This is a genomic window from Sulfuricaulis sp. (assembly GCF_041499725.1).
GTDB lineage: Bacteria > Pseudomonadota > Gammaproteobacteria > Acidiferrobacterales > Sulfurifustaceae > Sulfuricaulis.
In genome coordinates, this window is the sequence record NZ_JBGQKW010000039.1 from 1 (window position 1) to 23954 (window position 23954).

23 protein-coding genes are annotated in these 23954 nt (G+C 61.2%); 11 read left to right on the forward strand and 12 right to left on the reverse strand.

The features are described from left to right. Window positions 1–200 precede the first annotated feature (200 nt). Window positions 201–2060 carry a bifunctional sulfate adenylyltransferase/adenylylsulfate kinase gene (locus ACC569_RS08155; protein ID WP_372523017.1) on the forward strand — a complete coding sequence of 620 codons (1860 nt, stop codon included), beginning with the start codon at window positions 201–203 and terminating at the stop codon, window positions 2058–2060. Between the two features lie 55 nt (window positions 2061–2115). Here the strand turns inward: ACC569_RS08155 and ACC569_RS08160 are convergent, their stop codons facing one another. The 5 genes from ACC569_RS08160 to ACC569_RS08180 form a co-directional block, all read right to left on the reverse strand. Further along, window positions 2116–2253, reverse strand: coding sequence for a hypothetical protein (locus ACC569_RS08160; protein WP_372523018.1), 138 nt, complete (start codon window positions 2251–2253; stop codon window positions 2116–2118). Between the two features lie 67 nt (window positions 2254–2320). Beyond that, window positions 2321–3235 carry an ornithine carbamoyltransferase gene (gene argF, locus ACC569_RS08165; protein WP_372523019.1) on the reverse strand — a complete coding sequence of 305 codons (915 nt, stop codon included), beginning with the start codon at window positions 3233–3235 and terminating at the stop codon, window positions 2321–2323. Further along, the gene (locus ACC569_RS08170) at window positions 3232–4458 is read right to left on the reverse strand and encodes an aspartate aminotransferase family protein (protein ID WP_372523020.1); all 1227 of its coding nucleotides are present in this window, start codon (window positions 4456–4458) and stop codon (window positions 3232–3234) included. Before ACC569_RS08170 ends, argF begins: the two co-directional genes overlap by 4 nt. A 139-nt stretch (window positions 4459–4597) precedes the next feature. Further along, window positions 4598–5092, reverse strand: a complete 495-nt coding sequence (locus ACC569_RS08175; RefSeq protein ID WP_372523021.1) for a urate hydroxylase PuuD — start codon at window positions 5090–5092, stop codon at window positions 4598–4600. 364 nt (window positions 5093–5456) lie between these two features. Continuing rightward, complete coding sequence (locus ACC569_RS08180; RefSeq protein ID WP_372523022.1) at window positions 5457–5861, reverse strand: hypothetical protein; 405 nt, start codon at window positions 5859–5861, stop codon at window positions 5457–5459. A gap of 141 nt (window positions 5862–6002) precedes the next feature. Here ACC569_RS08180 and ACC569_RS08185 point away from each other — a divergent pair, with 141 nt between their 5' ends. After that, complete coding sequence (locus ACC569_RS08185) at window positions 6003–7868, forward strand: CHASE2 domain-containing protein (protein WP_372523023.1); 1866 nt, start codon at window positions 6003–6005, stop codon at window positions 7866–7868. A gap of 1096 nt (window positions 7869–8964) precedes the next feature. Here ACC569_RS08185 and ACC569_RS08190 read toward each other — a convergent pair. Beyond that, on the reverse strand, window positions 8965–10455 hold the full coding sequence (locus tag ACC569_RS08190) for a leucyl aminopeptidase family protein (protein WP_372523024.1): 1491 nt from the start codon (window positions 10453–10455) through the stop codon (window positions 8965–8967). 192 nt (window positions 10456–10647) lie between these two features. Here ACC569_RS08190 and pdhA point away from each other — a divergent pair, with 192 nt between their 5' ends. The 9 genes from pdhA (at window position 10648) to ACC569_RS08235 (ending at window position 19239) form a co-directional block, all read left to right on the forward strand. Beyond that, window positions 10648–11655, forward strand: coding sequence for a pyruvate dehydrogenase (acetyl-transferring) E1 component subunit alpha (gene pdhA / locus ACC569_RS08195; RefSeq protein ID WP_372523025.1), 1008 nt, complete (start codon window positions 10648–10650; stop codon window positions 11653–11655). A 19-nt stretch (window positions 11656–11674) separates the two neighbouring features. Next, window positions 11675–12655, forward strand: coding sequence for an alpha-ketoacid dehydrogenase subunit beta (locus tag ACC569_RS08200; RefSeq protein WP_372523026.1), 981 nt, complete (start codon window positions 11675–11677; stop codon window positions 12653–12655). Between the two features lie 61 nt (window positions 12656–12716). Next, window positions 12717–15422, forward strand: a complete 2706-nt coding sequence (locus ACC569_RS08205) for an FAD-dependent oxidoreductase (protein WP_372523027.1) — start codon at window positions 12717–12719, stop codon at window positions 15420–15422. Window positions 15423–15569: 147 nt separating this feature from the next. After that, window positions 15570–16787 (forward strand): argininosuccinate synthase, encoded by a 1218-nt coding sequence (locus ACC569_RS08210; RefSeq protein WP_372523028.1) that lies wholly within the window; start codon window positions 15570–15572, stop codon window positions 16785–16787. Continuing rightward, window positions 16784–17092, forward strand: a complete 309-nt coding sequence (locus ACC569_RS08215) for a pyrimidine/purine nucleoside phosphorylase (protein ID WP_372523029.1) — start codon at window positions 16784–16786, stop codon at window positions 17090–17092. The genes ACC569_RS08210 and ACC569_RS08215 overlap by 4 nt, the downstream gene beginning before the upstream one ends. Window positions 17093–17113: 21 nt before the next feature. Beyond that, the gene (gene gloA, locus ACC569_RS08220) at window positions 17114–17512 is read left to right on the forward strand and encodes a lactoylglutathione lyase (RefSeq protein ID WP_372523030.1); all 399 of its coding nucleotides are present in this window, start codon (window positions 17114–17116) and stop codon (window positions 17510–17512) included. A gap of 2 nt (window positions 17513–17514) precedes the next feature. Next, window positions 17515–17754: an RND transporter gene (locus ACC569_RS08225; RefSeq protein WP_372523031.1), complete on the forward strand. Its 240-nt coding sequence runs from the start codon at window positions 17515–17517 to the stop codon at window positions 17752–17754. Between the two features lie 12 nt (window positions 17755–17766). Further along, the gene (locus ACC569_RS08230) at window positions 17767–18528 is read left to right on the forward strand and encodes a TIGR04283 family arsenosugar biosynthesis glycosyltransferase (RefSeq protein WP_372523032.1); all 762 of its coding nucleotides are present in this window, start codon (window positions 17767–17769) and stop codon (window positions 18526–18528) included. 84 nt (window positions 18529–18612) lie between these two features. Continuing rightward, the gene (locus ACC569_RS08235; RefSeq protein WP_372523033.1) at window positions 18613–19239 is read left to right on the forward strand and encodes a TIGR04282 family arsenosugar biosynthesis glycosyltransferase; all 627 of its coding nucleotides are present in this window, start codon (window positions 18613–18615) and stop codon (window positions 19237–19239) included. 2 nt (window positions 19240–19241) lie between these two features. On the opposite strand, the gene arsS is transcribed toward ACC569_RS08235, so the two are convergent. The 6 genes from arsS to ACC569_RS08265 all read right to left on the reverse strand — a co-directional run bounded on the left by arsS (window position 19242) and on the right by ACC569_RS08265 (window position 23841). After that, window positions 19242–20231 (reverse strand): arsenosugar biosynthesis radical SAM (seleno)protein ArsS, encoded by a 990-nt coding sequence (gene arsS, locus ACC569_RS08240; protein WP_372523034.1) that lies wholly within the window; start codon window positions 20229–20231, stop codon window positions 19242–19244. A gap of 8 nt (window positions 20232–20239) precedes the next feature. Next, window positions 20240–20692: a DoxX family protein gene (locus ACC569_RS08245; protein WP_372523035.1), complete on the reverse strand. Its 453-nt coding sequence runs from the start codon at window positions 20690–20692 to the stop codon at window positions 20240–20242. Window positions 20693–20832: 140 nt separating this feature from the next. Beyond that, entirely contained in the window at window positions 20833–21279 is a 447-nt protein-coding gene (locus tag ACC569_RS08250) for a DUF1841 family protein (protein WP_372523036.1), read from the reverse strand. Window positions 21280–21342: 63 nt separating this feature from the next. Then, the gene (locus ACC569_RS08255) at window positions 21343–22464 is read right to left on the reverse strand and encodes an FIST C-terminal domain-containing protein (protein ID WP_372523037.1); all 1122 of its coding nucleotides are present in this window, start codon (window positions 22462–22464) and stop codon (window positions 21343–21345) included. A 2-nt stretch (window positions 22465–22466) separates the two neighbouring features. Continuing rightward, window positions 22467–23099 carry an endonuclease III gene (gene nth / locus ACC569_RS08260; RefSeq protein WP_372523038.1) on the reverse strand — a complete coding sequence of 211 codons (633 nt, stop codon included), beginning with the start codon at window positions 23097–23099 and terminating at the stop codon, window positions 22467–22469. 7 nt (window positions 23100–23106) lie between these two features. Then, window positions 23107–23841 (reverse strand): RnfABCDGE type electron transport complex subunit B, encoded by a 735-nt coding sequence (locus ACC569_RS08265; RefSeq protein ID WP_372523039.1) that lies wholly within the window; start codon window positions 23839–23841, stop codon window positions 23107–23109. Between the last annotated feature and the right edge of the window lie 113 nt (window positions 23842–23954).

Below are 23954 nucleotides of genomic sequence, written 5' to 3' on the forward strand. Positions count from 1 at the left end.
ATCCGGTTGTCATTCTGCGAACCCTGTATAGGCTTTCCCTTTCGATGGGGTTGCAGTGAAATCGCCGGGAATTCCGGCTCAACCAAGGGTCTGGTTTACCGTCCGGGGATAGCCGCAAGGATGCCGCGATCACCCCGCAACAGTTCATGTCTCCTCGGGGACACGAGCGCGGAAATGCGGGAAGCGACACGGAGAATAACATGAGCGGCATACATCGGCTGGGAACCGGAAGGGAGCTGAATTCACCCTACGGTGGGGCGCTGGTCAATCTGCTGGTCAGCACTGACCGCAGCGCAGAACTCAAGGCAGCATCGTGCGATCTCGTCTCTCTCGATCTCACTCCGCGACAACTCTCCGATTTCGAAATGCTGGCAACCGGCGCGTTCTCGCCGCTGACCTCCTTCATGGGGCGGGCGGACTACGAGGCCGTATGCGCGCGCATGCGCATGGCTGACGGCCGCTTCTGGCCCATCCCCGTGACGCTCGATGTGCCGCAAAAATTCGCCGAGAGTCTTTCGCCGGGCCAAGCCGTTGCGCTGCGCGACGCCGAAGGCACGCTCATGGCGGTGCTCACCGTGACGGAAGTCTGGCAGCCGGACAAGGGCGCGGAAGCGCAGTTTCTCTACGGCACCCGCTCTGTCACGCATGCCGCGGCGAGTCATCTGCTCAACGTGGTCGGAGACGCCTATATCGCCGGAAAACTTGAAGTCGTGGAGTTGCCGGTACATCATGATTTTGCGTTGTTGCGCCAGGCGCCCGCCGTCGTGCGTGCGCTGCTGCACCGGCACGCCGCGAACCGCGTGGTGGGTTACCAGCCGCGTCATCTCATACACCGTACCCACGTGGAGTTCACCAAGCGCGCGGCCTTCCTGAATGATGCCACGCTGCTGATTCAGGCCGCGGTGGGCAGAAACGGCATGAGCGAGCCGGATCATTATTCGCGCGTGCGCGCACTGCGCGCCGTGCTCGAACACTACTCGACGCGGGCCGCGCATCTGAATCTGATCGAACTGTCTCCGCACCATGGCGGTCCGCGCGCGGCGCTGTGGCATGCCATCCTCAGCAAGAACTTCGGCTGTTCCCACTTCATCATGGAGCACGATTACGACGACCAGGGAGAGGGCGCGACCGGCGAGCCGCTGTATGGGAAGTACCGCGCGCTGGAATCGGTGCTGTGGCATGCGCACGAGATCGGCATCGAGGTGGTGCCATTCCGCAATCTGGTACAGGAGGAAGACCAGCCGGAACGGTTTCTTTCCGGCGGACGCGTGGGCCGGCGCGCGAAAGAAACGCCGCGCCTGGCCTCGGATCAGAAGTCCGAAATCGCGCACTGGTTCTCCTATCCCACGGTGCTGGAAGAGTGGCGCAAGACGTTGCGCCAGGGGTTCACGATCTTTTTCACCGGCCTCTCTGGTGCCGGAAAATCCACGCTCGCGCAGGTGGTGTATGCGCGGCTCAAGGAATCCGAGGCGCGCCCCGTCACGCTGCTCGACGGCGATGTGGTGCGCAAGCACCTCTCCTCGGAGCTGGGTTTCTCGCGCGAGCACCGCGATACCAACGTAATGCGCCAAGGTTACGTGGCGAGTCTCATTACCAGCCATGGCGGTATCGCCCTGTGTGCGCCCATCGCGCCCTATGCGCATACCCGCACGCGGGTACGCGCCATGATCGAGGAACATGGTGATTTCATCGAGATCCACGTGGCAACGCCGCTTGAGGTCTGCGAATCGCGCGACCGTAAAGGTCTGTATGCACGGGCGCGCGCGGGGCTGATCAAGAACTTCACCGGGGTGTCCGATCCCTATGAATCGCCGACCAACGCCGAGATCGTGATCGACACCACGCTGCAATCCGCCCACGAAGCGGCGGACAAGATAGTGGCCTATCTCGTGACCCGGGGATATCTCGTCCGGCCCGCGCCGAAGGTCGGCGCGAACGGTGACAAAACCAAGCGCGATCCGGCCACGCTCTGGACGCAATCTTCAGGCGCCGTAGTGCCCTTGTCAGGTCTGGCCGGCATGGAAGGCCAGCCAGTCAGCCCCGATACGCCGCGTCGGTGACCAATCAGGGAATGCCCTCTCTCTAGGAAAGGGTGAGTGAAGGTTGCCCCCGCTTTCAGATGAAGGCGGAAGGCGTCATCTCAGGCGCGTGGTTTTCCGACAGCGGAAACGCCACGAGATGATCGGCCTGCACGCGGATGCCGACGCGTTTGCCGAGCGCGTGATCGGCATGACTCGGAAACAGCGATAGCACCTTTCCACCGATCCGCAGCCACAGGGTGTAATCGTGTTAATCCTGTTTTTAATCCTGTGAATTCTGTCTATTTTGGTTTTCCCGTGAGGAGGAATTCCAGCAGCGCTTTCTGGGCGTGCAGCCGGTTTTCGGCCTCGTCCCAGACGACGCTCTGCGGTCCGTCGATCACCTCCGCGGCGACCTCCATGCCGCGGTAGGCCGGCAGGCAGTGCATGAAGAGGGCGTTCTTGCGCGCGAGCTTCATGAGCGCACCATCGACCATGAAGCCGTCAAAAGCTTTCATACGTTCGGCTTTTTCGTGCTCCTGCCCCATGCTGGCCCAGGTGTCGGTGATGACGATATCCGCCTTTTGCACTGCCTGCTTCGGGTCGTGGCTGAGCGTGACGTGGTCGCGGCAGTCGGCATACCACTCCGCTTTCGGCTCGTAACCCTTCGGCGTGGCGATATTGATGTGAAAGTTGAACTGATGCGAGGCGCTGATCCAGGAATGGCAGACGTTATTGCCGTCGCCGATCCAGGCGGCGGTTTTGCCGGTTATATCGCCGCGTTTCTCGAGATAGGTCTGGATATCCGCGAGCAACTGGCAGGGATGGTTGAGATCGGTCAGCGCGTTGATCACCGGTACCCGCGAGTGCGCGGCAAAGCGCTCCACCATCGCGTGCGAATTGGCGCGGATTACGATGACGTCCACCATGCGCGACAGCACGCGCGCGGTGTCTTCCAACGGCTCGCCGCGGTCGAGATGCGTATCGCGCGGCGAGAGAAACAGGCTGGCGCCGCCCAGCTGTGTCATGCCGGTTTCAAACGACACGCGGGTGCGCGTAGAGGATTTCTCGAAGATCATCACCATGGTTTTGCCAGCGAGTGGCGTGTGCTTCTTGCCGCGCCGCTGCATGGCTTTCAGTTTGATGGCGCGCGCGAGCAGGCGCTTGAGTTCCTTGGCGCTCAGGTCCGTCAGCGCCAGGAAATGGCGCGGCTTCACGCGCGGCCTCCGACGGGAGACAGTTGTTCCCTGGTTCCCGTTGTCGCCTTTTCCAGAAAGGCGCGCACGGCGCTGGTGAGTTCGCGCACCAGGATGTCAGCTTCGTTGTCGGTCAGAATCAGCGGCGGCAGAAGACGAATCACGCTGTCCGCCGTGACGTTGATGAGCAAGCCGCGATCGAGCGCCATCTGCAACAGTTCCTTGCACGGCCGATCGAGTTCGACGGCCAGCATAAGCCCGCGTCCGCGGATGTCCTTCACGCCCGCAACCTGACCGAGTGCTTCTTTGAGTTTGGCAAGTAGCCGGTCACCGAGTTTCGCCGCGCGGCTGGCGAATTTTCCCTTTTCGAGCTCGTCAATCACGGCGAGTCCCACGCGGCAGACCAGCGGATTGCCGCTGAACGTCGAGCCATGGCTGCCGGGCTTGAATACATTCGCCGCTCTTCCGTGTGCGAGGCAGGCGCCGATCGGCACGCCGTTGCCGAGTCCCTTGGCCAGGGTCATGACGTCGGGCACCACGCCCTCGTGCTGGCAGGCGAACCACTTGCCGGTGCGGCACATACCGGTCTGGATTTCATCGAGCATCAGCAGCCAGCCGCGCTCATCGCAAATCTGACGCAGGCCCCTGAGGTAACCCGCGTCCGGAATGCTGACGCCGCCCTCGCCGGTGATCGGTTCGACCAGTACCGCCACGATCTCCTTGCTGCGTTCACCGACCTGGCGGACGGCTTCGAGATCGTTGTATGGCACGCGGTGGAAGCCCTGTACGAGCGGCTCGAAGCCCGCCTGGATCTTGCGGTTGCCGGTGGCGGAGAGCGTCGCGAGCGTGCGTCCGTGAAAACTGCCCTCGGTGACGATGATGCCGGGCGTGAGGATGTTCTGCTGATGGCCGTAGAGACGTGCGAGTTTGATCGCGGCTTCATTGGCCTCGGCGCCCGAGTTGCAGAAGAAAGCGTTGGTCATGCCGGCAAGCTTGCACAGCCGTTCGGCCAGTTTTTCCTGCAAGGGAATCTGATACCAGTTCGAGGTGTGCAGCAGCTTGCCGGCCTGGTCGCAGATCGCGGCGGTGATGGCGGGATTCGCGTGCCCCAGCCCGCAGACGGCGATGCCGGCGAGGGCGTCGAGATATTTTTTCCCGTTCGTGTCCCACAGCCATGATCCCTCGCCGTGCGTGAAGGCCACGGGCAGGCCGGCGAAGATCGGCATCTGGTACGATGTAGTCATATTTTCCGAACCCCAAAAACATAAAGGCGCCCTGCGGGCGCCACTTAAAGTAAAAATTCTACCCGCTGCGGGCAATAACGCAAGGGCCTAAATACACAAGGCCCGGCAAGCCGGGCCTTGTGCCAGCGATTACGCCGTTTTACATATGCGGCAGGCCGTGTCCCGCGCTGCCGGCGACCATGAAGAACAGCATCGGGATGGACAGCATGGTGTTGGTGCGCGAGGCCAGGAAGGCGATGCGCCCGGCCTTGGCCTTGGTGGCGTCGTCGGCCGGGACGATGCCCAGCACCTTCTTCTGGTTGGGCCAGATCAGCCCCCACACGTTGAAGAGCATGATGGTGCCGAGCCAGGCGCCAATGCCGATGGCCGCGGCCGAGCCCTTGAGCATGAAGGCGTTACCGAGGCCGATGTGGCCGCGCTCGAGGTAATAGGCGCCGATGAGCCAGGTGGCGAGAGCGGCCCAGCGGAACCACAGCAGTGCCTGGGGCGCGACGTGTTTGGTGATGCCGGCGGCGGTGTTGTCCGCCTTGGCTTTGGGCAGGGCGACGGCCTGCACGAAGTTGAAATAATAGAGAAGGCCGATCCAGACGATGCCGGCGAAGATGTGCAGCCAGCGGGCGATAATGAGTTCCATGGTGTTCCCCCGAAATTATTCGTTAGCGTGGCGGTCAGACGGTGGTCTTGACCAGGAAGTTGACGACAAAGAAATACAGAATCACGGTCAGGATCAAACCGCTAATAATGGTGCCTGCAATTGAATCCAGCGGAGTTTTCATGGTTATTTCCTCTTAACGGTGAAGAATTGTTGACTGCTTTTGTGGGTCGCTAGGTTAAAGCAGGTTTAGATTGATTTCAAGCAGCGCCCAGTGCCCGAGGCGAACGCTCCTTCGGCAATGGGCGCAGGTAGCCGCAATGAACCAAGTTTCCTTGGGCGCTACTGCCGCCGTCTCCGAAAGAGCTGCGCCTCGGGATCCGGCGGCTAGCTCTAAAAGTGAGAGCTACTGCCACAAGCCGTCGTGCTCAGCCTCCTCCCGGGAAAGAATACGTTCCTGCACCACGCGCCATTTGCCGTCGGTTTCCTTCTCCAGAATGATCTCCACGCCGTGGGCCTGGACCGCGCCGTCGTTCGCCTCGACGGTTTCGATCGTCTTGAACATCACGCGCCCCGGCGTCATGACCTGCACCTTCATGCCGTCATAGGAAACGTTCTTGAGCACGCCGGTTTCGAATTCGTGCCGGCATTGCTTCGCCCAGTCGTCGTAACCGATGACCTCGATGCCGGGCACGCCGAACACCTGTACCTTGCGCGAGATGAGATCCATGTGGGCCGCGTAGTCCTTCGCGTTGGCGGTACCGGCGGAGGCGGCGAGCCACTCCCGGGCGACGGCGCTGTCTTTCATCATGATGGGTTCCCGGTGGAATTTAACCGCCCCATTATGCCACTTTAATCATTCCGCGGAGCGTGGCAGGCGAAAAACACCGGCGTGAGGCGGCGCACGTACCGATCCAGTATGATAAAGCCGCTATGACAAGGACGACACAGCATGCCGGTTAATCCCCCTCAGCGTTTTGCGCGTTTTTTCCTCCTGCCCTTGTCTTCGCTCTCCGACCGGCTGGGGAACTGGTTCTACGTCGGTCTGGCCGTCGTCGTGAGCGCCGTGGCGGTGTTCGCCATCGCCACCGGCTCGACCGCCGGCATGAAGAACAAGGCCTACGACCTCATCATGAAGACGCGGTTCCAGCATCCCGCGGCCGACCCGGATATCGTCATCGTGGATATCGACGAACCGGCGCTTGCGGCGATGGCGCCGGAATTCGGCCGCTGGCCGTGGCCGCGCAACCTCATGGGCGAGCTGGTGGAAGGCATTGCGGTGCAGAAACCCAAAGCCATCGTCTTCGATATCATGTTCAGCGATCCGGATGTGTTCAACGCCGCGGGCGACAAGTATTTTCGCGACGCGATTGCGCGCACGCCCAACACCTTCTTCCCCATGATCCGGCTGAACGAGGAAAACGATCGGCTCAGCCTGTTGAAAGTAAAACAGTTGCCGGGCGTGTCGAAACTAGACGACACGGCATCGGATACGGCCACGCTCGCGGCGATACTGCCGTTTTTTTACGATGTGCTCACGGACCAGCGGCTCGGCACCAATAATATCTTCACAGACACTGATGGGATCGTGCGTACCTACTCGGTCTATACCAACGAATACGGCTGGCGCGTGGGTTCGCTGCCGGCGAATGTCGCGGCGTCACTGGGACCGCCGTTGCCGGCGCGCGAGGATATCCTGCTCAACTGGCGCGGCAAGCCGCCATCCTACCGGCATGTCTCGTTCCACGAGATCTATTTCGATCTGCTCAAGGAGAAAAAGACCCGACCGGCGGATGAATTTGCCGGCAAGATCGTTATCATCGGTTCCACCGCGCCGTCGCTTTTCGATCTGAAAACCACGCCTGTCGCCAAGGCGCATCCGGGCGTGGAAATTCTGGCGTCGGCAATCGACAACCTGAAAAAGGGCGATTTCCTCACCGAACTGCCGCCGTGGATTTATATTGTCACGACGCTGGTGGCGTTGGCGCTGCTTACATTTGCCTTTGTGTACAACATCGACCAGCGTGTGGTGAACCTGACGTTCACGGTTTTGCAATCCGGATTTCTGGCGGTGTCTTACCTCACGCTCAATTTTTCCACCGTGTTCGTGGACCTGACCGCGCCGTTTGCCTTCAGCCTGGCGTATTTCACCGTGGCACGGTTCAACAGCATGTTTTCCGGCTTCCGCCGCAGCGGCCATCCGTTTTTTTCCACGGCGCTCGATGCAGGCCGCGAATGCCGCGTGGCGCTCGTCCAGTGCCATGTGCATGTAAAGAACCGCCATGCCCGTCTCGCGCTCGGCGCCTCGATCAAGAAACAGGTCGGCGTGTCGCGCTACGGCCTCGTCACCTCGCCGTTTTTCAAGGGCATGCCGCTGCTGCATGCCTTCTTCCGCGATACGCTGGTGTTCTACTGGCTGGCGCCAACTAATTCCGTTCGCCCTGAGCCTGTCGAAGGGCAAACGACGGGACCTGATCAGAACTTCCCCGATACCTCGGCATTACAGGACGTCATCAACGTAATGGAACGCTCTCTACCCGCCATCCGCAAATCCGCCCGCCGCCGCAGCACGGAGAATCAACCCACCGTGACATGGTTGCTGCACAGCTTCGATTTTACGGTGGATGCGGAAGAATCGTGGCGGTTGCAGGGCGAGGAGGGCATGGCGAAGTTGTTCGCCTTGGCGCCCAAAACCGGCAAGGGCGGGAATGGCGGAGTGGTCCGGGTGGTGGCGACGAAAGAGTTTGTCGATGCGTGCCGGAGCGCGGAAGGGTTGAAAGTTTCGGAGGAATTAGAGAAGGCGGGATTAAAATTTTAAATCCCCTCTCCCCTTGTGGGAGAGGGCGGGGGAGAGGGGAAAAATAATTTATCGAATCGCCTACGGCGATGATCAAAAGCTAATTGCGGGTGGCTCCGCCCCTGCACCCTGGGTGGATTTCTTTTGTTCGGCCAAAAGAAATCCACGAAAGAAAAGGCCGCCCGGAGCGCGCGACCCCTTCCTCCGTTCCTCGCCCCACCGGGCGCTCGCCAACTCGCCGGGCGCACACTACGCACCTCGGGCTCAAACACGAGGCTCGCTTAACTACTCCCGGCGGGGCTGCGGTACTCGGCGCGCGCTACGGGAATTAGAAACAAAACCGTTTCCGCGCTCGGCTTGACTCAAGGAACGGAAAACACAATCATGACGTAACTCACATCATTCGATAGACAACAGGCAACATTAACATCATGCTCTACACACTTAGCTACCTAGTGGTGTCGATTGGGTGGGTCGCAATGGTGTGGTGTGTTCTCGACGGACTGCAGGGCCTCTGGAGAGCAGGTATTAGCAGAAGCAAGGATCTCGCCAGGTCATCTGCAATCGCGATATTTGTACCTTTGCTGTTGATAGCTGTCTTACTGTTATGGACGTACCTTGATATACAGGATCGTCCCATTTCCTTTCCATTCAAGCCGATCGACATTCCAGGCTACGCACTCTTAATCATTGTAAGTTTTAAGCTCAGGCGCGGAGTCAAACGGGCTACAGCTGCTTCGATCGCTTCGCGATGAGTGCTACCAGCAACCAACATGTACCTAAAGGGGTGGCGTGATTTCAAAATCCCGTCGGAGCGAGCCGAGCACCGAGCTAGGCCGGGAGTTGTCGCGAGACTCCTGATCGAGCCCGAGGCGTGTTGTTTGCGCCCGGCGAGTTAGGCTCGCGCCCGGCCGCCGCGAGGCGCGCAGGGAACCGCTCGTAGTTTGAGCGGCGAAGCGACCGGGCGGCCTTTTCTTTCGTCCATTTCTTTTGGCCGAACATAAGAAATGGACCCAGGGTGCAGGGGTGGAGCCACCCGCACATAGGTTTTGAGATCGCGCGCAGGGCGCGCGATACCATTCAAGACCTGGATCCCCGCATTCGCGAGGATGACAACCTAGTTAGAAAGTATCTTTTGGTCAAACAAAAGATTAAGCGTCAGCCTCACCCCAAACCCCGTAATATCCGTCGGAATGTGAGCAAGCCCACCCTTGTGATTTCCCGCCGACAAATCCACGTGCACCCAATCCGGATCGTTGACTAGAAACTTTTTCAGGAACGTCGCGGCGAGTATGTGGTCGGCGTCGCTGTCGAGCGTGCATTGCTTGATGTCGGCGATGTCGCTCTTGAGTGCGTCTTCGTAGTCCTTGGGCAGCGGGAACGGCCACACGCGTTCGCCGGAGGCGTTGCCGGCTTCGATTAAAATGGGAACCAACTTTTCGCGATTGGTCAGCGTGCCGCTCATGCGCGTGCTGAGCGCGCCGACGCACGCGCCGGTGAGGGTGGCGTAATCGACGATGAGTTTCGGTTTTTGTTGCGAGGCGAAGTAAAGCGTATCGGCCAGAACCATCCGGCCTTCGGCATCGGTGTGGATAATCTCGATCGTTTTGCCGTTGGCGGCTTTGACTACGTCATTTTGTTTGTAGGCTTTCGGGCCGATGTGGTTCTGCGCCAGTGCCAGCCAGCAGTCCACGGGAAAATCCGCTTTAAGTTCTGTCAGCGCCAACAGCGTGCCGAGTGCCACGGCGCTGCCTTCCATGTCTTCGTGCATGCCATGCATGTGGCGCGCCGGCTTGAGGTTCGTGCCGCCGGTGTCGAAGCAGATTCCTTTGCCGACGAGTGCCAGTGTGGGCTTGTTCGATTTCTTCTTCGGCGTATAGCGCAGATGCAGGATGCCGGCGTCTGGCTCCGGGCTGCCTTGTGCCACCGCGAGGAATGATCCGGCTCCACGCGCCTTCAGTTTTTTGATGTCGAGAAATTCCGTCTTCCATCCATATTCCCGCGCGAGCTTCTCGATGCGCCGGCGGTAATTGCCGGGCGTGAGTTCGTTCGGCGGCAGGGCGGTGAGATAACGCGCGAGATTGTTGCCCTTGGCCTCGGCAATGGTGCGCGCATGGCCACCGGCCGACGCGAGACCATATATATGTATCTCGCGCAGCTTCGTCGGCTTGTCCGGTTTGCTTTTGTAATCCGGCATCGTGAAATGCGCCGCGAGCAGGGCGGCGAGCACCGCCTCGACGGCGCGTTCCGCGTCTTTGGGCTTAAGTTCGTGGCAGGCCACGGCGATGCGTTCGGATTTCTGCGAGCCGTGGGTGGCCACCAGACGGCGCGCCAGGGTCAGTAATTCAAAAGCGCTGCCCTGTGGGTCAATGCCGGCGAGGGCGATGTGAGTGCCGGATTTATTAGGCAGGTCGGTGGCGAAGGGCTTGCCACTGTCGAGTTTATGACCGGCACGCTTGCGGCGCGGCGCGATTTCACCGCCGTAGGGCAGCGTTTTCAGCGCTGATTCCTCCCGTGGCAGCAGGATAATCGCATTTGAATAGATATCGAGCGCATTTGCCGACAAACTGCTGCTTTCTTGCTTGATCTTCGGTATTTCTGACTGCATGGGTGCCTCGCGCGGAAAATTTTATAAAAAATGATTTGAAAGGGCGCCTGAAAAGCCGTTTGTCTTGACCTGTTTGGGTAAAAAAACGATCATACCGCGCGCATGTTGAGGATGACACCGGCCCATGCCGTGGCCTGAATCGGCCGAGCGGCGCCCGAGGGCCTTTTCCCCACCCGAAATTCAGGGAGATTCATGAACAAAACTGACCAGAAACGACTGTTGCGCGAAATGATTTTCTTCCGCCGCTTCGAGGAGCGCTGCTTCGAGGCTTACATGGAGCACAAGATTGGCGGTTTCCTGCACCTATATATAGGCCAGGAGGCGATAGCCACCGGCGTGCTCGAGATGGCCAAGCTCAAGCACGATTACGTCATCACCGGTTACCGCGACCACATTCACGCCATCAAGGCCGGCGCCCCGGCGCGCGAGGTGATGGCCGAACTCTACGGCAAGGAGACCGGCAGTTCGCGCGGGCGCGGCGGTTCCATGCATGTCTTCGACCCGACCGCGAACTTCATGGGCGGTTACGCCCTCGTCGGCCAGCCGTTCCCGCTGGCCGCGGGACTGGCGCTCGCCTGCAAGCACAAGGGCACCGACCAGATCGCCATCTGTTTCCTCGGCGACGGCGCCAACAACCAGGGCACGTTCCACGAGACCATGAACATGGCCTCGGTGTGGAAACTGCCGGCGCTGTTCGTGTGCGAGAACAACCAGTACGCCATCGGCACGCGCATCGACCGCTCGACGGCGGTGCTCGACCAGTACAAGCGCATGTGCGGCTACAACATTCCCGCGAGCCAGCACGACGGCGAGGACGTCGAAGTGGTGATGGAGTCCGCCAAGAAGGCGATCGACCACGTGCGTTCCGGCAAGGGACCGTATTTTATCGAGTACATGACCTACCGCCAGCGCGGCCACTCGATGTCCGACAAGACCTCGGCCTACCGCAGCAAGGAAGAGGAGCAGAAGTGGTCCGAGCGCGACCCGCTCAAGGTCTACGGCGCCAAGCTCAAGAAGGCCGGCGTGCTCACCGACGCGGACATCAAGAAACTGGAGAAAGAGGTCCAGGACGAGATCGAGAACGACGTCATCAAGTTCGCCGAGGAAAGCCCGATACCGCGCGTGGAGGACATCAACAAGTACGTCCTCGACGACAATCCCGATCCGCGCTGGATCGGACCGCTGCAGAATACTTATTAAGAATCACAAGGACTGACACATGGCAGAGTTAATGTACTGGGAAGCGATCCGCCGGGCGCATGACGAGGAACTGGCGAACGACCCCAACGTGATCGTGATGGGCGAGGACGTCGGCCTCATCGGCGGGACCTACAAGGCGACCCTGGGCCTATTCCAGAAGTACGGCGAGAAGCGCGTCATCGACACGCCGATCTCCGAGAACTCCTATACCGGCATCGGTATCGGCGCCTCGATGGCGGGCATGCGCCCGATCATCGAGATCATGTCGATCAACTTCGCGCTGCTGGCGCTCGACACACTCATCAACGCCGGCGCCAAGATCCGCTACATGTCCGGTGGGCGCGTATCCTGCCCGTTCGTGATGCGCACGCCCGGCGGCACCGCGCACCAGCTCGCGGCGCAGCATTCGGCGCGCCTGGCGCGCATGTTCATGTCCACCTCCGGCCTGCGCGTGGTCACGCCGCGCAGCCCGATCGACGCCTATGGCATGCTCAAATCCGCGGTGCGCTGCAACGATCCGGTGATCGTGATCGAGCACGAGCGCATGTACAACATGAAGGAAGAAATGCCGGACAACGAATTCTTCCGCCCGCTCGAGGGCGCGGAAATCGTGCGCCGGGGCACTGACATCACGCTCATCGGCTACAACTGGAGCGTGCACCTGTGTCTCGACGCCGCCAAGCGCCTGGAAAAGGACGGCATCAGCGCCGAGGTCATCGACCTGCGCTCGCTCAAACCGCTCGACCGCGAGACCATCCGCCGCTCGGTGGAGAAAACGCACCGCATGCTGGTGGCCGAGGAAGACGAGGCCGCGAACGGTGTCGGCTCCGAGATCATCTCCATCGTGATCGAGGAATGCTTCTTCGCGCTCGACGCCCAGCCGGTGCGCATCCACGCCGCCGACGTGCCGGTGCCCTATGCCGAAAACCTCGAGAAGGCCGCCATCCCGAACATCGAGGATGTGTACAAAGGCGCTCTCAAGGTCATGGGAAGAATCTAAGAAAAGCATTGCGGGCCGGCCGACGCCGCGCTCGCCGGCACGGAAACACGGAACCAATTCAATGGCTGAAGCCTTTACAATCAAAATGCCCAAACTCTCGGACACCATGACCGAGGGCACGCTGGTGACCTGGGAGAAACAGGTCGGCGAGCAGATCGCGCGCGGCACCGTGGTCGCCACGGTCGAGACCGACAAGGCGATCATGGACGTCGAAATATTCCGCGAGGGTTACCTCTCCGGACCGTTGGCGCCGGTCGGCGCCGTGGTGCCCGTGGGCGGGGCCATCGCTTATCTCGTTGCCGACGTGAAGGAAGTCAAAGGCGGTGAAGCGGCCGCCGCGCCGGCGGAACGAAGGAAAAGTGAGCGCGTCGCGGAAGCCGAGCCGCATAAATTCGAGCCCTACGGCACGCCCAAGGCCAAGACGCATATTCCCGCGATGCCGCACGGCGCGACGCCCGCGCCGCGCCCGCGCTCCGGTTTCGCTTCGCCCTACGCGCGCCAGCTCGCCGGGGCGCACGGCATCGACATCCATAGCCTGAAAGGCAGCGGACCAGGCGGCATTATCCTCGCCGCCGACGTGACCGCGCCGATGGCGCCGCCGGGCATGGCCAAGCGCATCTTCCAGGTGCCCGGCATCGGCCGGCCGATGGATGCGATGGAAAAGGCCGTGGCGCACAACATGGAGTATTCGCTGTCCATGCCGCTGTTCCGCGCAACGGTGAACATCAGTCCCGACCGGCTGTCCGCGGCGGCGAAGAAAGCGGGCTATTCGCTGACCGTGGCGCTGGCCAAGGCTGCGGGACTGACGATCCAGAAATTCCCGCGCGTGAACGCGGTGTATCAGCATGAAGATCGTATTGTCGAGCGCCAGCAGATCGACGTGGGGCTCGCGGTCGAGACCGAGGGCATGGGGCTCGTGGTGCCGGTGCTGCGCGATGTGATGAGCAAGGGACTCAAGCAGCTCAACGACGAGTGGAGAGACCTGGTCGCGCGTGCCCGTATCAAGCGCCTCAAGCCGCAGGAGTACTCGAACCCGACGTTCACGATCTCGAACATGGGCATGCTGGGCGTGACAAACTTCGATGCCATTCCCTCGCCCGGGACCTCGGCCATTTTCGCGATCTCCACCGCCGGCCCGCAGGGCATGCCGGTGACGATCACGGCCGATCATCGCATCGTCAACGGCGCGGACGCGGCCAAGTTTCTGAACACCTTCAAGCAATTCGTGGAACAGCCGGAATCCTGGATCAGCGGCGGCGCTGCCGCGCTTCCCGTCGCGTCCGGCAGGGAGGCCATCGTGCAGGGCAAATGGGATTATGATGTTGTCATCATCGGCGGCGGTCCGGGTGGCGAGGACTGCGCGCGCGATCTCGCGGATCATGGCAAAAAAGTATTGATGGTCAATGACGCGCCGTTCCCCGGCGGCGAATGTCTGTGGCGCGGTTGCATCCCGTCCAAGGCGTGGCGTGCCGGCGCCGACCGTGTGCGCGACCGCATGCACGACGCGCATCTCGGCGTGCTCAACACGAATAAACCGAAACTCGACTGGAAGCTGCTGGAAAAAACGCGCCGTCATATATTGGAGACGCGTGGCGAGCTGGCGCTCAAGACCGACAAAGGCGTGAAGATCGAAGTGAAACAGGGTTTCGCGTATTTCGATTCGGCCAACAGCGTCGTGATCGACACCTCCGGCAACCAGAACGATCCACACGCGCGTCCCGCGCGCGGCAAGGGTGGCAAGACTGAGCGCGTCACTTTCGGCGCCTGCGTGATTGCCACCGGCGCACCGCCGTGGGTGCCGCCGATTCCGGGCGCGGATTCCAAGGGCGTGCTGACCTCGGATACGGTGTGGAACCTGAAAACACCGCCAAAGAAACTCGGCATCATCGGTGCCGGGGCGATTGGCCTGGAAATGGCGCAGATCTTCGCGGACTTCGGCACGCAGGTTGTAACGCTCGAGGCCAGGGACCGCCCGCTGGTGGAGGTCGAAACCGAAATCGCGAAAAATCTTTCCGAGCTACTGGCCAAGAAGCAGAAGAACCTGAAACTGATCACATCGGCGAAAATCGACAAGATCAGCGGCAAGCCCGGCGCGATGGTGATTGCCTATAGCGATGCCTCGGGCAAGAAAGCGACGTTCAAATGCGACTACGTGCTCGTGGCCACCGGCAAGCGTCCGGTGCTGGAGCCGCTCGCGCTCGACAAGGCCGGGGTGAAATCCGACAAGGGCGTGGTCACGGTGGACCGGCAATGCCGTACCAATATCCCGCATATTTTCGCCGTGGGTGACGTGAATGGCGGGTACATGCTGGCGCACACCGCGGGCCATCAGGGGCGCGTGTCGGCCGCTACGCTGCTGGGCGAAAAGGCCGAGTACAACCAGGATAAGGATTGCGGCGTGATCTTCACGCGTCCGCAGGCGGCGTTCGTGGGGCTTTCCGTGGAGCAGGCCAAGGCCAAGGGTATCGATGCGGTGGAAGTGAAGATGCCGATGAATATCGACGCCAAGGCGATGATTACCGATGAAACCGACGGAATGATCAAGCTCGTGGCCGACAAGGCGACGCGCCGCATCGTCGGCGTGCATTTCCTGGCGGATCATGCCGACACGCTGATCGGCGAGGCGGTGATGATGGTTTCGGGCGACATGACGCTCGAACAGGTCGCGCAGGCCATCCACCCGCATCCGACTCAAACCGAGATGTTCGGCGAAATGGCGCGGCGGCTGCTGTCGCGGCTGCGCCGCACGGCGAAAGTCGCGAAATAATCTTGAACCGCCAGAGCGTCAAGAAACGCTATGTTGCGGCCCGGGGTGCAACAAAATCCGTTGCACCCGTTCGGCGGCGCGAATGTTCACCGAACATTCGCGAAAACTCCGTCTCACCCTTGGCGGTTAGACATCTTTTGAGATCATATGGCTAAAATAAAAAAAGTCGTTCTGGCGTACTCCGGCGGTCTCGACACCTCCGTCATACTCCAATGGTTGGTGGAAACCTATGATTGCGAGGTCGTCACGTTCACCGCCGACATCGGCCAGGGCGAGGAACTGGAGCCCGCGCGCGCCAAGGCCAAGAAGATGGGCGTGAAGGAAATTTTCATCGACGACCTCAAGGAAGAGTTCGTGCGCGATTTCGTTTTCCCCATGTTCCGCGCCAACACGATTTACGAAGGCGAATACCTGCTCGGCACCTCGATCGCGCGGCCGCTGATCGCCAAGCGCCAGATCGAGATCGCGAACAAGGTCGGCGCCGACGCCGTCGCCCACGGCGCCACCGGCAAGGGCAACGACCAGGTGCGCTTCGAGATGGGCTATTACGCCCTCAAGCCCGACGTGAAGGTGATCGCTCCGTGGCGCGAGTGGGACCTGACCTCGCGCGAGAAGCTCATGAGCTATGCCGCCAAGCATGGCATCCCGGTCGAGATGAAGCGCGGCAAGAAATCACCGTACTCGATGGACGCCAACCTTCTGCATATTTCCTACGAAGGCGGTATTCTCGAGGACCCGTGGAAAGAGCCGGAAGCATCCATGTGGCGCTGGTCGGTCGCGCCCGAAAAGGCGCCGAACAAGCCGACGTATATCGATCTGACATACAGGAAGGGCGACATTGCCGCCATCAATGGCAAGGCCATGTCGCCGGCCACGGTTCTCGCCGCGCTCAATAAAATCGGTGGCGCGAACGGTATCGGTCGCACGGATATCGTCGAGAACCGCTATGTCGGCATGAAGTCGCGTGGCGCCTACGAAACCCCGGGCGGCACCATCATGCTCAAGGCGCATCGTGCCATCGAGTCCATCACGCTCGATCGGGAAGTGGCGCATCTGAAAGACGACCTGATGCCACGCTATGCTGCGCTCATCTACAACGGCTATTGGTGGAGCCCGGAGCGCAAAATGCTTCAGACCATGATCGACGTTTCGCAGGAAACCGTGAACGGAGTAGTCCGGCTCAAGCTCTACAAGGGCAACGTGATCGTGGTCGGTCGGAAATCGGACTCCGACAGCCTGTTTGATGCGACGATCGCGACCTTCGAAGAGGACCAGGGTGCCTACGACCAGAAGGACGCCGAAGGCTTCATCAAGCTGAATGCGTTGCGCATGCGTATCGCCGCGAAGCGGCAGAGGAAGAAATGAGCTTCAAGAACGTCGAGATCAAGAAAAAGGCCAACGTCTATCACGACGGCCGTGTCACCAGCCGGACCTTCATCACGCCCGAGGGCGAGATGAAGACGCTCGGCGTGATGCTGCCGGGTACCTACCGTTTCAGCACCCAGGCGCCGGAAAAGATCGATATCACCCAGGGCCACTGCCGTGTGAAACTCGCCGACCAGCAGAGCTGGAGCGAGTACCAGGCGGGGCAGAGCTTCTCGGTGCCCGGGAATTCGCACTTCGAAATCGAAGTCACCGATCTGTTCGATTACGTCTGCCACTTCGGCTGACAGACGGCAAGGAGGCCTGATATGCGCGTCCTGCACACCATGATTCGCGTCGGCGATCTCGACCGATCGATCAAGTTCTATACCGACGTACTGGGAATGAAGCTGCTGCGCCGGAAGGATTATCCCGACGGCAAGTTCACGCTCGCGTTCGTCGGTTACGGTCCGGAAACCGAACACGCGGTCGTCGAGCTGACCTACAACTGGGGTACCGATAAATACGACCTCGGCAATGGTTTCGGCCACATTGCGCTCGAAGTGGACGATGTCTACAAAGCTTGCGAGGATATCAAAAAGCGCGGCGGCAAAGTGACGCGCGAGGCCGGGCCGATGAAACACGGGAGCACGGTCATCGCCTTCGTCGAGGACCCGGACGGCTACAAGATCGAGCTGATCCAACGGGGCACGCAGGGCGCGAAATAGGCATGCAATGGCTTGATAGAATTCCGCTCACGGCGTTGGTGATCGCGGCAATCGCCCTGGGACTGGCCCCGTTCACGCCGGAGCCGCATCTGTGGCAGAAGCTCAAGATGCTGGCGAATGGCACGCTCGCGCGGCCCATCGATATTTTCGATCTCATCATGCACGCCTCCCTGCCATTGCTACTGGCGGCCAGGTTGATACGCATGACGCTGCCAGGAAAGAAGCCGCCCGGTTCCGCCTGACGGCGCCTTGTCATGATCGCCTCGCCAATATCTCCTGCGCCCGGGTCCGGGAATGGCGCATCGCCGCCCACGGTCGCGGTCATCCTGCCGGTGTTCAACGAAGCCAATCATCTGGAAAAAACCCTGTCGGAACTGCTCGCGCGCCACGCCTTCGATGAGGTGATCGTGGTGGACGGCGGCAGCACCGATGCGAGCGTCGAGATCGTCTGCAAGCTCATGTCGGCGGACGCGACCGGTTCACAGCCGGTTCCCTATCTGATCCAGGCGCCGCGCGGACGTGCCCGTCAGATGCATGCGGGCGCGCAAGCAGCCAGCGCCGATGCGCTGCTGTTTCTGCATGCCGATACCACGCTGCCGCCGGACGCCGTTGCGCAGATCCGGAACGCCATCCGCGGCGGTTACCCGAGCGGATGCTTTGACGTAAGGCTGTCCGGGCGCCATTTTCTGTTTCGCGTCATCGAACGCCTGATGAACTGGCGCTCGCGCGTAAGCGGAATTGCCACCGGCGATCAGGGGCTGTTCGTGCGACGCGATGTCTATCGCATGCTGGGAGGGTTTGCGCCGATCGCGCTGATGGAAGACATCGAATTATCCACGCGTCTGAAATGGGTTGGCAAGCCGGCGCGTTTGCGCGGGCCCGTCATCGCCTCCTCGCGGCGCTGGGAAGAGCGGGGAATTATGCGCACCATTCTGTTGATGTGGACGTTGCGATTCCTCTACTGGCTGGGTGTTTCGCCTGAGCGTCTCGCGCGTCGGTACCATCGCTTCCCATGATGACAAGACGAACGGAGCGAAGCGGAGTAGGGCTACTGCTCTTATGACAGGACGAACGGAGCGAAGCGGAGTAGGGCTACATTTATGAGCCAGCCGGAACTCATTATTTTTGCCAAGCAACCGGTACCCGGAGAGGCCAAGACCCGCCTGCTACCGGAATACAGTCCGGAGCGAGCCGCGGAGATCGCCGCGTTTCTGATTCGCGCCACGGTCGAGCTGGCTGTTTCCGCCTGGCCGGGCGATGTCGCGCTACACGCCTGGCCCGATGTCGACCATCCGCTGTTTCAGGAACTCGCGCGCGAATTTCACATCCGTCTCACGCCGCAGGCCGGCGGCGATCTGGGCGCCAGGATGCTGAGCGCGCTGCGCGAAGGCGTGGAACGCCACGGATGCGCCGCGGTGATGGGTTGCGATGTGCCGCACTGCGATGCGGATATCCTCGATCAGGCCAACGGCTGGCTCGCGCGCGGAAACAACGTTCTCGGGCCGACCGAAGACGGCGGGTATTATTTTATTGGCTTGCAGGAGGCGCGGCCCGAGCTTTTCGAGGACATGCCATGGGGCAGCAACCAGGTGCTGTCCATGACGCTTGCCCGCGCCGAAGAGTTGGGCATGGAGTTCGATCTGTTGGCGAAACTCAGGGACATCGACACGGGGCGCGATCTGTGGCTGATCGCGCAGAAGTACGAGCCGTTAAAGAAGTTTCTGTAAGGTCAGGCCAGCGCGCCGCCGCAACTGCTGCCGGCGCCGGCGGTGCAGCCGAAACAGTGGGAATCCACCGCGATCGGCGCGGCGTTGAGGTCTTGGGTTTCGATGTCCCACAAATACCGCGGCGGCCTGTCGCCGAGCGGAAGGTCGAGCATCTGGTTGAAATCGCAGTCGTACACCCGTCCGCGCCAGTCCACGCTGACGAGATGCCGGCACATGAGGCCCGGCACGGTCGCGGGGTTGAAATTTTCCTCCAGTAATTGCATGTATTTTTCATGCTGGCCGGTGCGTTCGAGGAAGTGCGCGAAGCGGTTGATCGGCAGGTTGGTGAGCGTCCTCAGGCGCGAGAAGACAATGCCATGGTCTTGTTGTAACCGTTGCTTGTAATCCGCCTCGAGTTTCTCCTGGGCACCGGGGAGAAACGCGCCGCCGGGGTTGTAAACCAGGTCCAGCACCAGCGCCTCCTCGCGTCCGTAACCCGCGCTATTCAGCCGCTTCAATGCTTCGATACTTTTTTCGAAAACGCCGTCGCCGCGCTGGGCATCCACGTTTATTTGCGTGTAACAGGGCAGGGAACAGACCAGACGGATTTTCCGCTGCGCGTACCACGACGCCAGATCATTCTGCCTGGGTTCGAGCAGCACGGTGAGGTTGCAGCGCGAGGTAACCTGCGCGCCGAGCGCCAGGAAGCTGTCCACCAGGCGGCGAAAATGCGGATTGATTTCCGGTGCCCCGCCGGTGATGTCCACCGCCGTGATACCCGCGTCCCTCGTCCAGTCCAGAATCTTTTCCATGGTTTCCCATGTCATGATCTCGGTGCGTTTGGGGCCGGCATCCACGTGGCAGTGGTTACAGGCCTGGTTGCACAAGCGCCCGATGTTGATCTGCAACTCACGCAGCCGGTCGCGGCACAATGGGCCGAGGCCGTGGACGCTCAGGGCGTGGGCGAACGAAGGCCCGGCGGCGGGCTGGAGTTTGACGGCGATCCGGTTCATAGCGGGGATTATTTTCCCATCCAATGGCGGCGAATGAAATAGTCGATGGAGATTTTCCCTGGGCCGTGCAGCAGCGGAATCAGCAACAGAATCCCCCAATAGACATGATCCTTGAGGCCGGCTTCATTGAGGGCGGGATAGGAAATCACCGCCATGATGTTGAAAATGAACAACGCTCCGGCGCTGAAACGCCCGGCGAGCCCGAGTGCCAGGAGCGCGGGAAAGATCAATTCCACGCCGGTGCCCAGAATGGCGGCCGCGTACGGCGAGAGCAGCGGGACATGAAATTCATGGGTGAACAGATCCACCGTCATTTCCCAATCTTTCAGGGATTCGATGCCCGATTTCCAGAAGACGTTGGCGACCCACAGGCGCACGCCGAGATGTATCAGCGGTTGCAGGGAATCGAGTTCCTTGATGACCGCCGCAACCCATTGCGCGGTTCTTTGAACCCGTGTCATGACTCCTCCGTGCGGCAAGATGTGGTTGTGGGAGAACCATTCGCCGGGCAGCGGTCGATTTCTTGTTGGGTGTCCCGGCCACCCATAAGACCCGACCACCCGGCAAAAGTTTCATGCCGGCCCCGTCCGGAACGAGACGATCAGCCTTTTGAGGGGCCAGCCAGCAAGCGCTTCAGGCAATCGAGATAAACCGTTTCCTGGGGCGCCGTCGCCTGTCGGCTCGCCTGCCACAGCATCTCGCCCAGGCATTCCATCATATGATGCTGCGCCGCATGTTCGTCGGGAAGGCGCATGAGTATCTTCTGGTAATAACCGCGGATGCCCCGGGGCTGGTCGATCGACAGTTGTTCCTCGATGGCAATGTGCATGCCGAGATGCAGGAACGGATTGGTCTCGCCCGATTCCGGAAAATAATCGCGCTCGCGCGCCGGCTCGGGATGTTCGAGAAGTGAATGATATTCGGGGTGCCGCAGGACCACCTGCACGATGAGCTTTTCCACGCCTTCCAGCGGTCGTCCCTCGTGGTGCGCGCGCCAGGCGCGGAAAAATACTTCGCGCGTCTGTCCGCGATCCTGCCCCGAGAACATGTTCAGAAGGTTCTAGCCCGGTCGCTCCCGGGCATCCAGGACCTGAAGATCAACCCCCTATCCTCAGTGACATTCGCGCGTCCCTGCGCAGCAAAACAGGCCAAATACGGCGGAATACTGGTAGAGGTGATTGACACCATCGAGCGGGCCGAGTTCGCCATTACCATACATGCCGATGACGGGCAGGCCGGGGAGCTGCGACCGCAGCACATCCAGGTCGCGATCGCGGTTGCCGAAGAAATTCGGACCGCGCCCTATGCATGGGAACAGCAGGGCAAAGTCAGGCGCACCCGGAAGCGCCTGAACGCTGCGCGTCACGCAAGCGTGCATGTCGCGCTCGGCGGTGAGGGCATCGCGCATCGCCCAGAACAACCGCTCGCCACGGGCGGGTCGTTCCGACAGCGTGATGGATTGGTCGCGCAGGTTGGCGGCCACGATGTGGTTGAGGCGATAGCGTCCCTCGCGAATCGCGGTTTCCGGATCGCCGATCGCCACTCCGCCCATGATGAGATGCAAGGGCACGTGCTCCATCTCGCGCACGTTCCGCGGAAGCGACTGGACGAGCACGCTCAAGGCCGGGTAATTGCCGAGGCGCTTGATGTCGTAGCCCTGCACTTCCGCCACTTCGATGGGCGAGGTCAGCGCGCGCACGCCCTGCGAGGCGCCGATCACGCTGTCCACGCCGCTCAGGATGGCATCCACCTGCTCGGATTCCGCCACGCGCGCGCCGCTCCAGACCTTGAACGGCCCGTGGCCGAAGAGATCGCCCGACACCGCGCCGAAGCGCTTGGCGCTTACATCGAGCCATTCCGCGGTCATGCCGGCGGGGGTGCACAGGCTCAGCACGGTATCTTCATCGCTCAGCTTTCCCTGGGGAGCGATACTCAGATGAACGTTCCCGCCCAGCACCATGGCCGCGGCGCCGGGACTGTCGAGCACCCACTCGTCTTCCGTGAGGATGCCGGCGCCGGTGCAGCCCACCACTTGCATGCAACCGCCGGCGCGCGCCGCCGCGCGCAGCGCCGGTTCCGGATTGGCGGCGTACTCCGGCGTGAGGAACAGTAATATGGCGTTGGCACGCTCAAGCCCCGCCTTCGCGAGCGCTTGTTTGACCGCTTTTTCCGCGTGCTCCGGCAGGGCGCGGTGGCCGTGGCTCAATCCGGAAGCGGCAGATTTCAGCATCATCATTATTTAACTTTAGCGCTGTATTCGCACAAATCATAGATGACGCATTCGGCGCAGCGCGGTTTGCGTGCCGTACAGGTGTAGCGGCCGTGAAGGATCAGCCAGTGATGCGCATCATGACGGTACCCCTCGGGGACCGCCTTGAGAAGATTTTTCTCCACAATGAGCACGTTTTTCCCCGGCGCCAGCCCGGTACGATTGGCCACACGGAAGATATGCGTATCCACGGCGATGGTCGGCTGGCCGAAGGCGGTGTTGAGAATCACGTTGGCGGTTTTGCGTCCCACGCCCGGCAGCGCCTGCAGTTCCTCGCGCGTCGCCGGTACCTGGCCACCGTGTTTTTCGAGAAGGATTTTGCAGGTCTTCAGGATATTGGCGGCCTTGGTGTTGTAGAGGCCGATGGTCCTGATGTAACGCTTGAGCGCGCGCAGACCGAGATCGAGAATCTGCCGCGGTGTGCGCGCCACCTTGAAGAGTTCCGTGGTGGCCTTGTTGACGCTTTTGTCCGTGGCCTGCGCCGAGAGAATCACCGATACCAGCAGCTCGAAAGGCGTTCGGTACTGAAGCTCGGTGACCGGACTCGGATTGGCCTGCTTGAGCCGGGCGAAAATTTCGTGACACTTGCGCGCATTCATAGGCGGATCAGGTTTTCCGGCCGGTGGCGCGTGCCTTGTGCGCCTTGACCCGCTCCACCGCGGCCCGTATCTCCGCACGAATCCGTTCGCGATCGTGTGGAAGCGGTGCCGCCGATTCGGTGGAGCGCGACGTCCCGTGCCGTGTGACCTTGCGGCGCGCCAGGCGGCGCAGGCGATTCTCGGTCCGCACGCGCCAGCGATCCACCTCCGCGCGCGTGTGCTCCGGCCAAGGTTCAGCGCTGTGTGCGCCCTCTCCCTCATTCCCTCTCCCGCAAGCGGGAGAGGGAGGCGAGCCGGATGCGCTTCGCGCATGTCCGGTAAGATCTGGAACCATCGCGATGCAGTCCACCGGGCAGGGCGGCAGGCACAGCTCGCAGCCGGTGCACTCGCTCGCGATGACGGTATGCATCAGCTTGCGCGCGCCGACGATGGCGTCCACTGGACAGGCATCGATACACTTGCGGCAGCCGATGCAGACGGCTTCGTCGATGACGGCGCGGGCGCGCGGCTTGTGAATGCCAAAGCGCGGGTCCAGCGGTTCGGGTGACGTGTTCAGCAGTTTGGCGAGCGCGGCGATCGTGACATCGCCGCCAGGCGGACATTGGTTGATGCCGGCCTCGCCATGCGCGACAGCCTCGGCGTACGCGCGGCAGCGCGGATAACCGCATTGCGTGCACTGCGTCTGCGGCAGCCACGCGTCGATCTGGTCTACGTCAATGCCTTGTCGGGCCTGTGTGGACATGGCCGGAGAGTATGGCCGCGCTTTACGCCTCAGGCAACAAGCGTTACCGTGCGCTGGTAAACCGGAGCTTCAGCCGCATGCCGCAGAATAATTCATTCGTGTCCCGTGGCGGA

Bases quoted from the DNA above. Each gene is read 5' to 3' on its own strand.
- ACC569_RS08190 (WP_372523024.1), bottom strand. From the start codon at position 10,455: ATGCAGTCAGAAATACCGAAGATCAAGCAAGAAAGCAGCAGTTTGTCG.
- nth (WP_372523038.1), bottom strand. From the start codon at position 23,099: ATGAATGCGCGCAAGTGTCACGAAATTTTCGCCCGGCTCAAGCAGGCC.
- ACC569_RS08225 (WP_372523031.1), top strand. From the start codon at position 17,515: ATGCAATGGCTTGATAGAATTCCGCTCACGGCGTTGGTGATCGCGGCA.
- ACC569_RS08255 (WP_372523037.1), bottom strand. From the start codon at position 22,464: ATGATGCTGAAATCTGCCGCTTCCGGATTGAGCCACGGCCACCGCGCC.
- pdhA (WP_372523025.1), top strand. From the start codon at position 10,648: ATGAACAAAACTGACCAGAAACGACTGTTGCGCGAAATGATTTTCTTC.
- ACC569_RS08180 (WP_372523022.1), bottom strand. From the start codon at position 5,861: ATGATGAAAGACAGCGCCGTCGCCCGGGAGTGGCTCGCCGCCTCCGCC.
- ACC569_RS08265 (WP_372523039.1), bottom strand. From the start codon at position 23,841: ATGTCCACACAGGCCCGACAAGGCATTGACGTAGACCAGATCGACGCG.
- ACC569_RS08155 (WP_372523017.1), top strand. From the start codon at position 201: ATGAGCGGCATACATCGGCTGGGAACCGGAAGGGAGCTGAATTCACCC.
- ACC569_RS08175 (WP_372523021.1), bottom strand. From the start codon at position 5,092: ATGGAACTCATTATCGCCCGCTGGCTGCACATCTTCGCCGGCATCGTC.
- ACC569_RS08170 (WP_372523020.1), bottom strand. From the start codon at position 4,458: ATGACTACATCGTACCAGATGCCGATCTTCGCCGGCCTGCCCGTGGCC.
- ACC569_RS08235 (WP_372523033.1), top strand. From the start codon at position 18,613: ATGAGCCAGCCGGAACTCATTATTTTTGCCAAGCAACCGGTACCCGGA.
- ACC569_RS08215 (WP_372523029.1), top strand. From the start codon at position 16,784: ATGAGCTTCAAGAACGTCGAGATCAAGAAAAAGGCCAACGTCTATCAC.
- ACC569_RS08230 (WP_372523032.1), top strand. From the start codon at position 17,767: ATGATCGCCTCGCCAATATCTCCTGCGCCCGGGTCCGGGAATGGCGCA.
- gloA (WP_372523030.1), top strand. From the start codon at position 17,114: ATGCGCGTCCTGCACACCATGATTCGCGTCGGCGATCTCGACCGATCG.
- ACC569_RS08250 (WP_372523036.1), bottom strand. From the start codon at position 21,279: ATGTTCTCGGGGCAGGATCGCGGACAGACGCGCGAAGTATTTTTCCGC.
- ACC569_RS08245 (WP_372523035.1), bottom strand. From the start codon at position 20,692: ATGACACGGGTTCAAAGAACCGCGCAATGGGTTGCGGCGGTCATCAAG.
- ACC569_RS08205 (WP_372523027.1), top strand. From the start codon at position 12,717: ATGGCTGAAGCCTTTACAATCAAAATGCCCAAACTCTCGGACACCATG.
- ACC569_RS08185 (WP_372523023.1), top strand. From the start codon at position 6,003: ATGCCGGTTAATCCCCCTCAGCGTTTTGCGCGTTTTTTCCTCCTGCCC.
- ACC569_RS08200 (WP_372523026.1), top strand. From the start codon at position 11,675: ATGGCAGAGTTAATGTACTGGGAAGCGATCCGCCGGGCGCATGACGAG.
- ACC569_RS08210 (WP_372523028.1), top strand. From the start codon at position 15,570: ATGGCTAAAATAAAAAAAGTCGTTCTGGCGTACTCCGGCGGTCTCGAC.
- arsS (WP_372523034.1), bottom strand. From the start codon at position 20,231: ATGAACCGGATCGCCGTCAAACTCCAGCCCGCCGCCGGGCCTTCGTTC.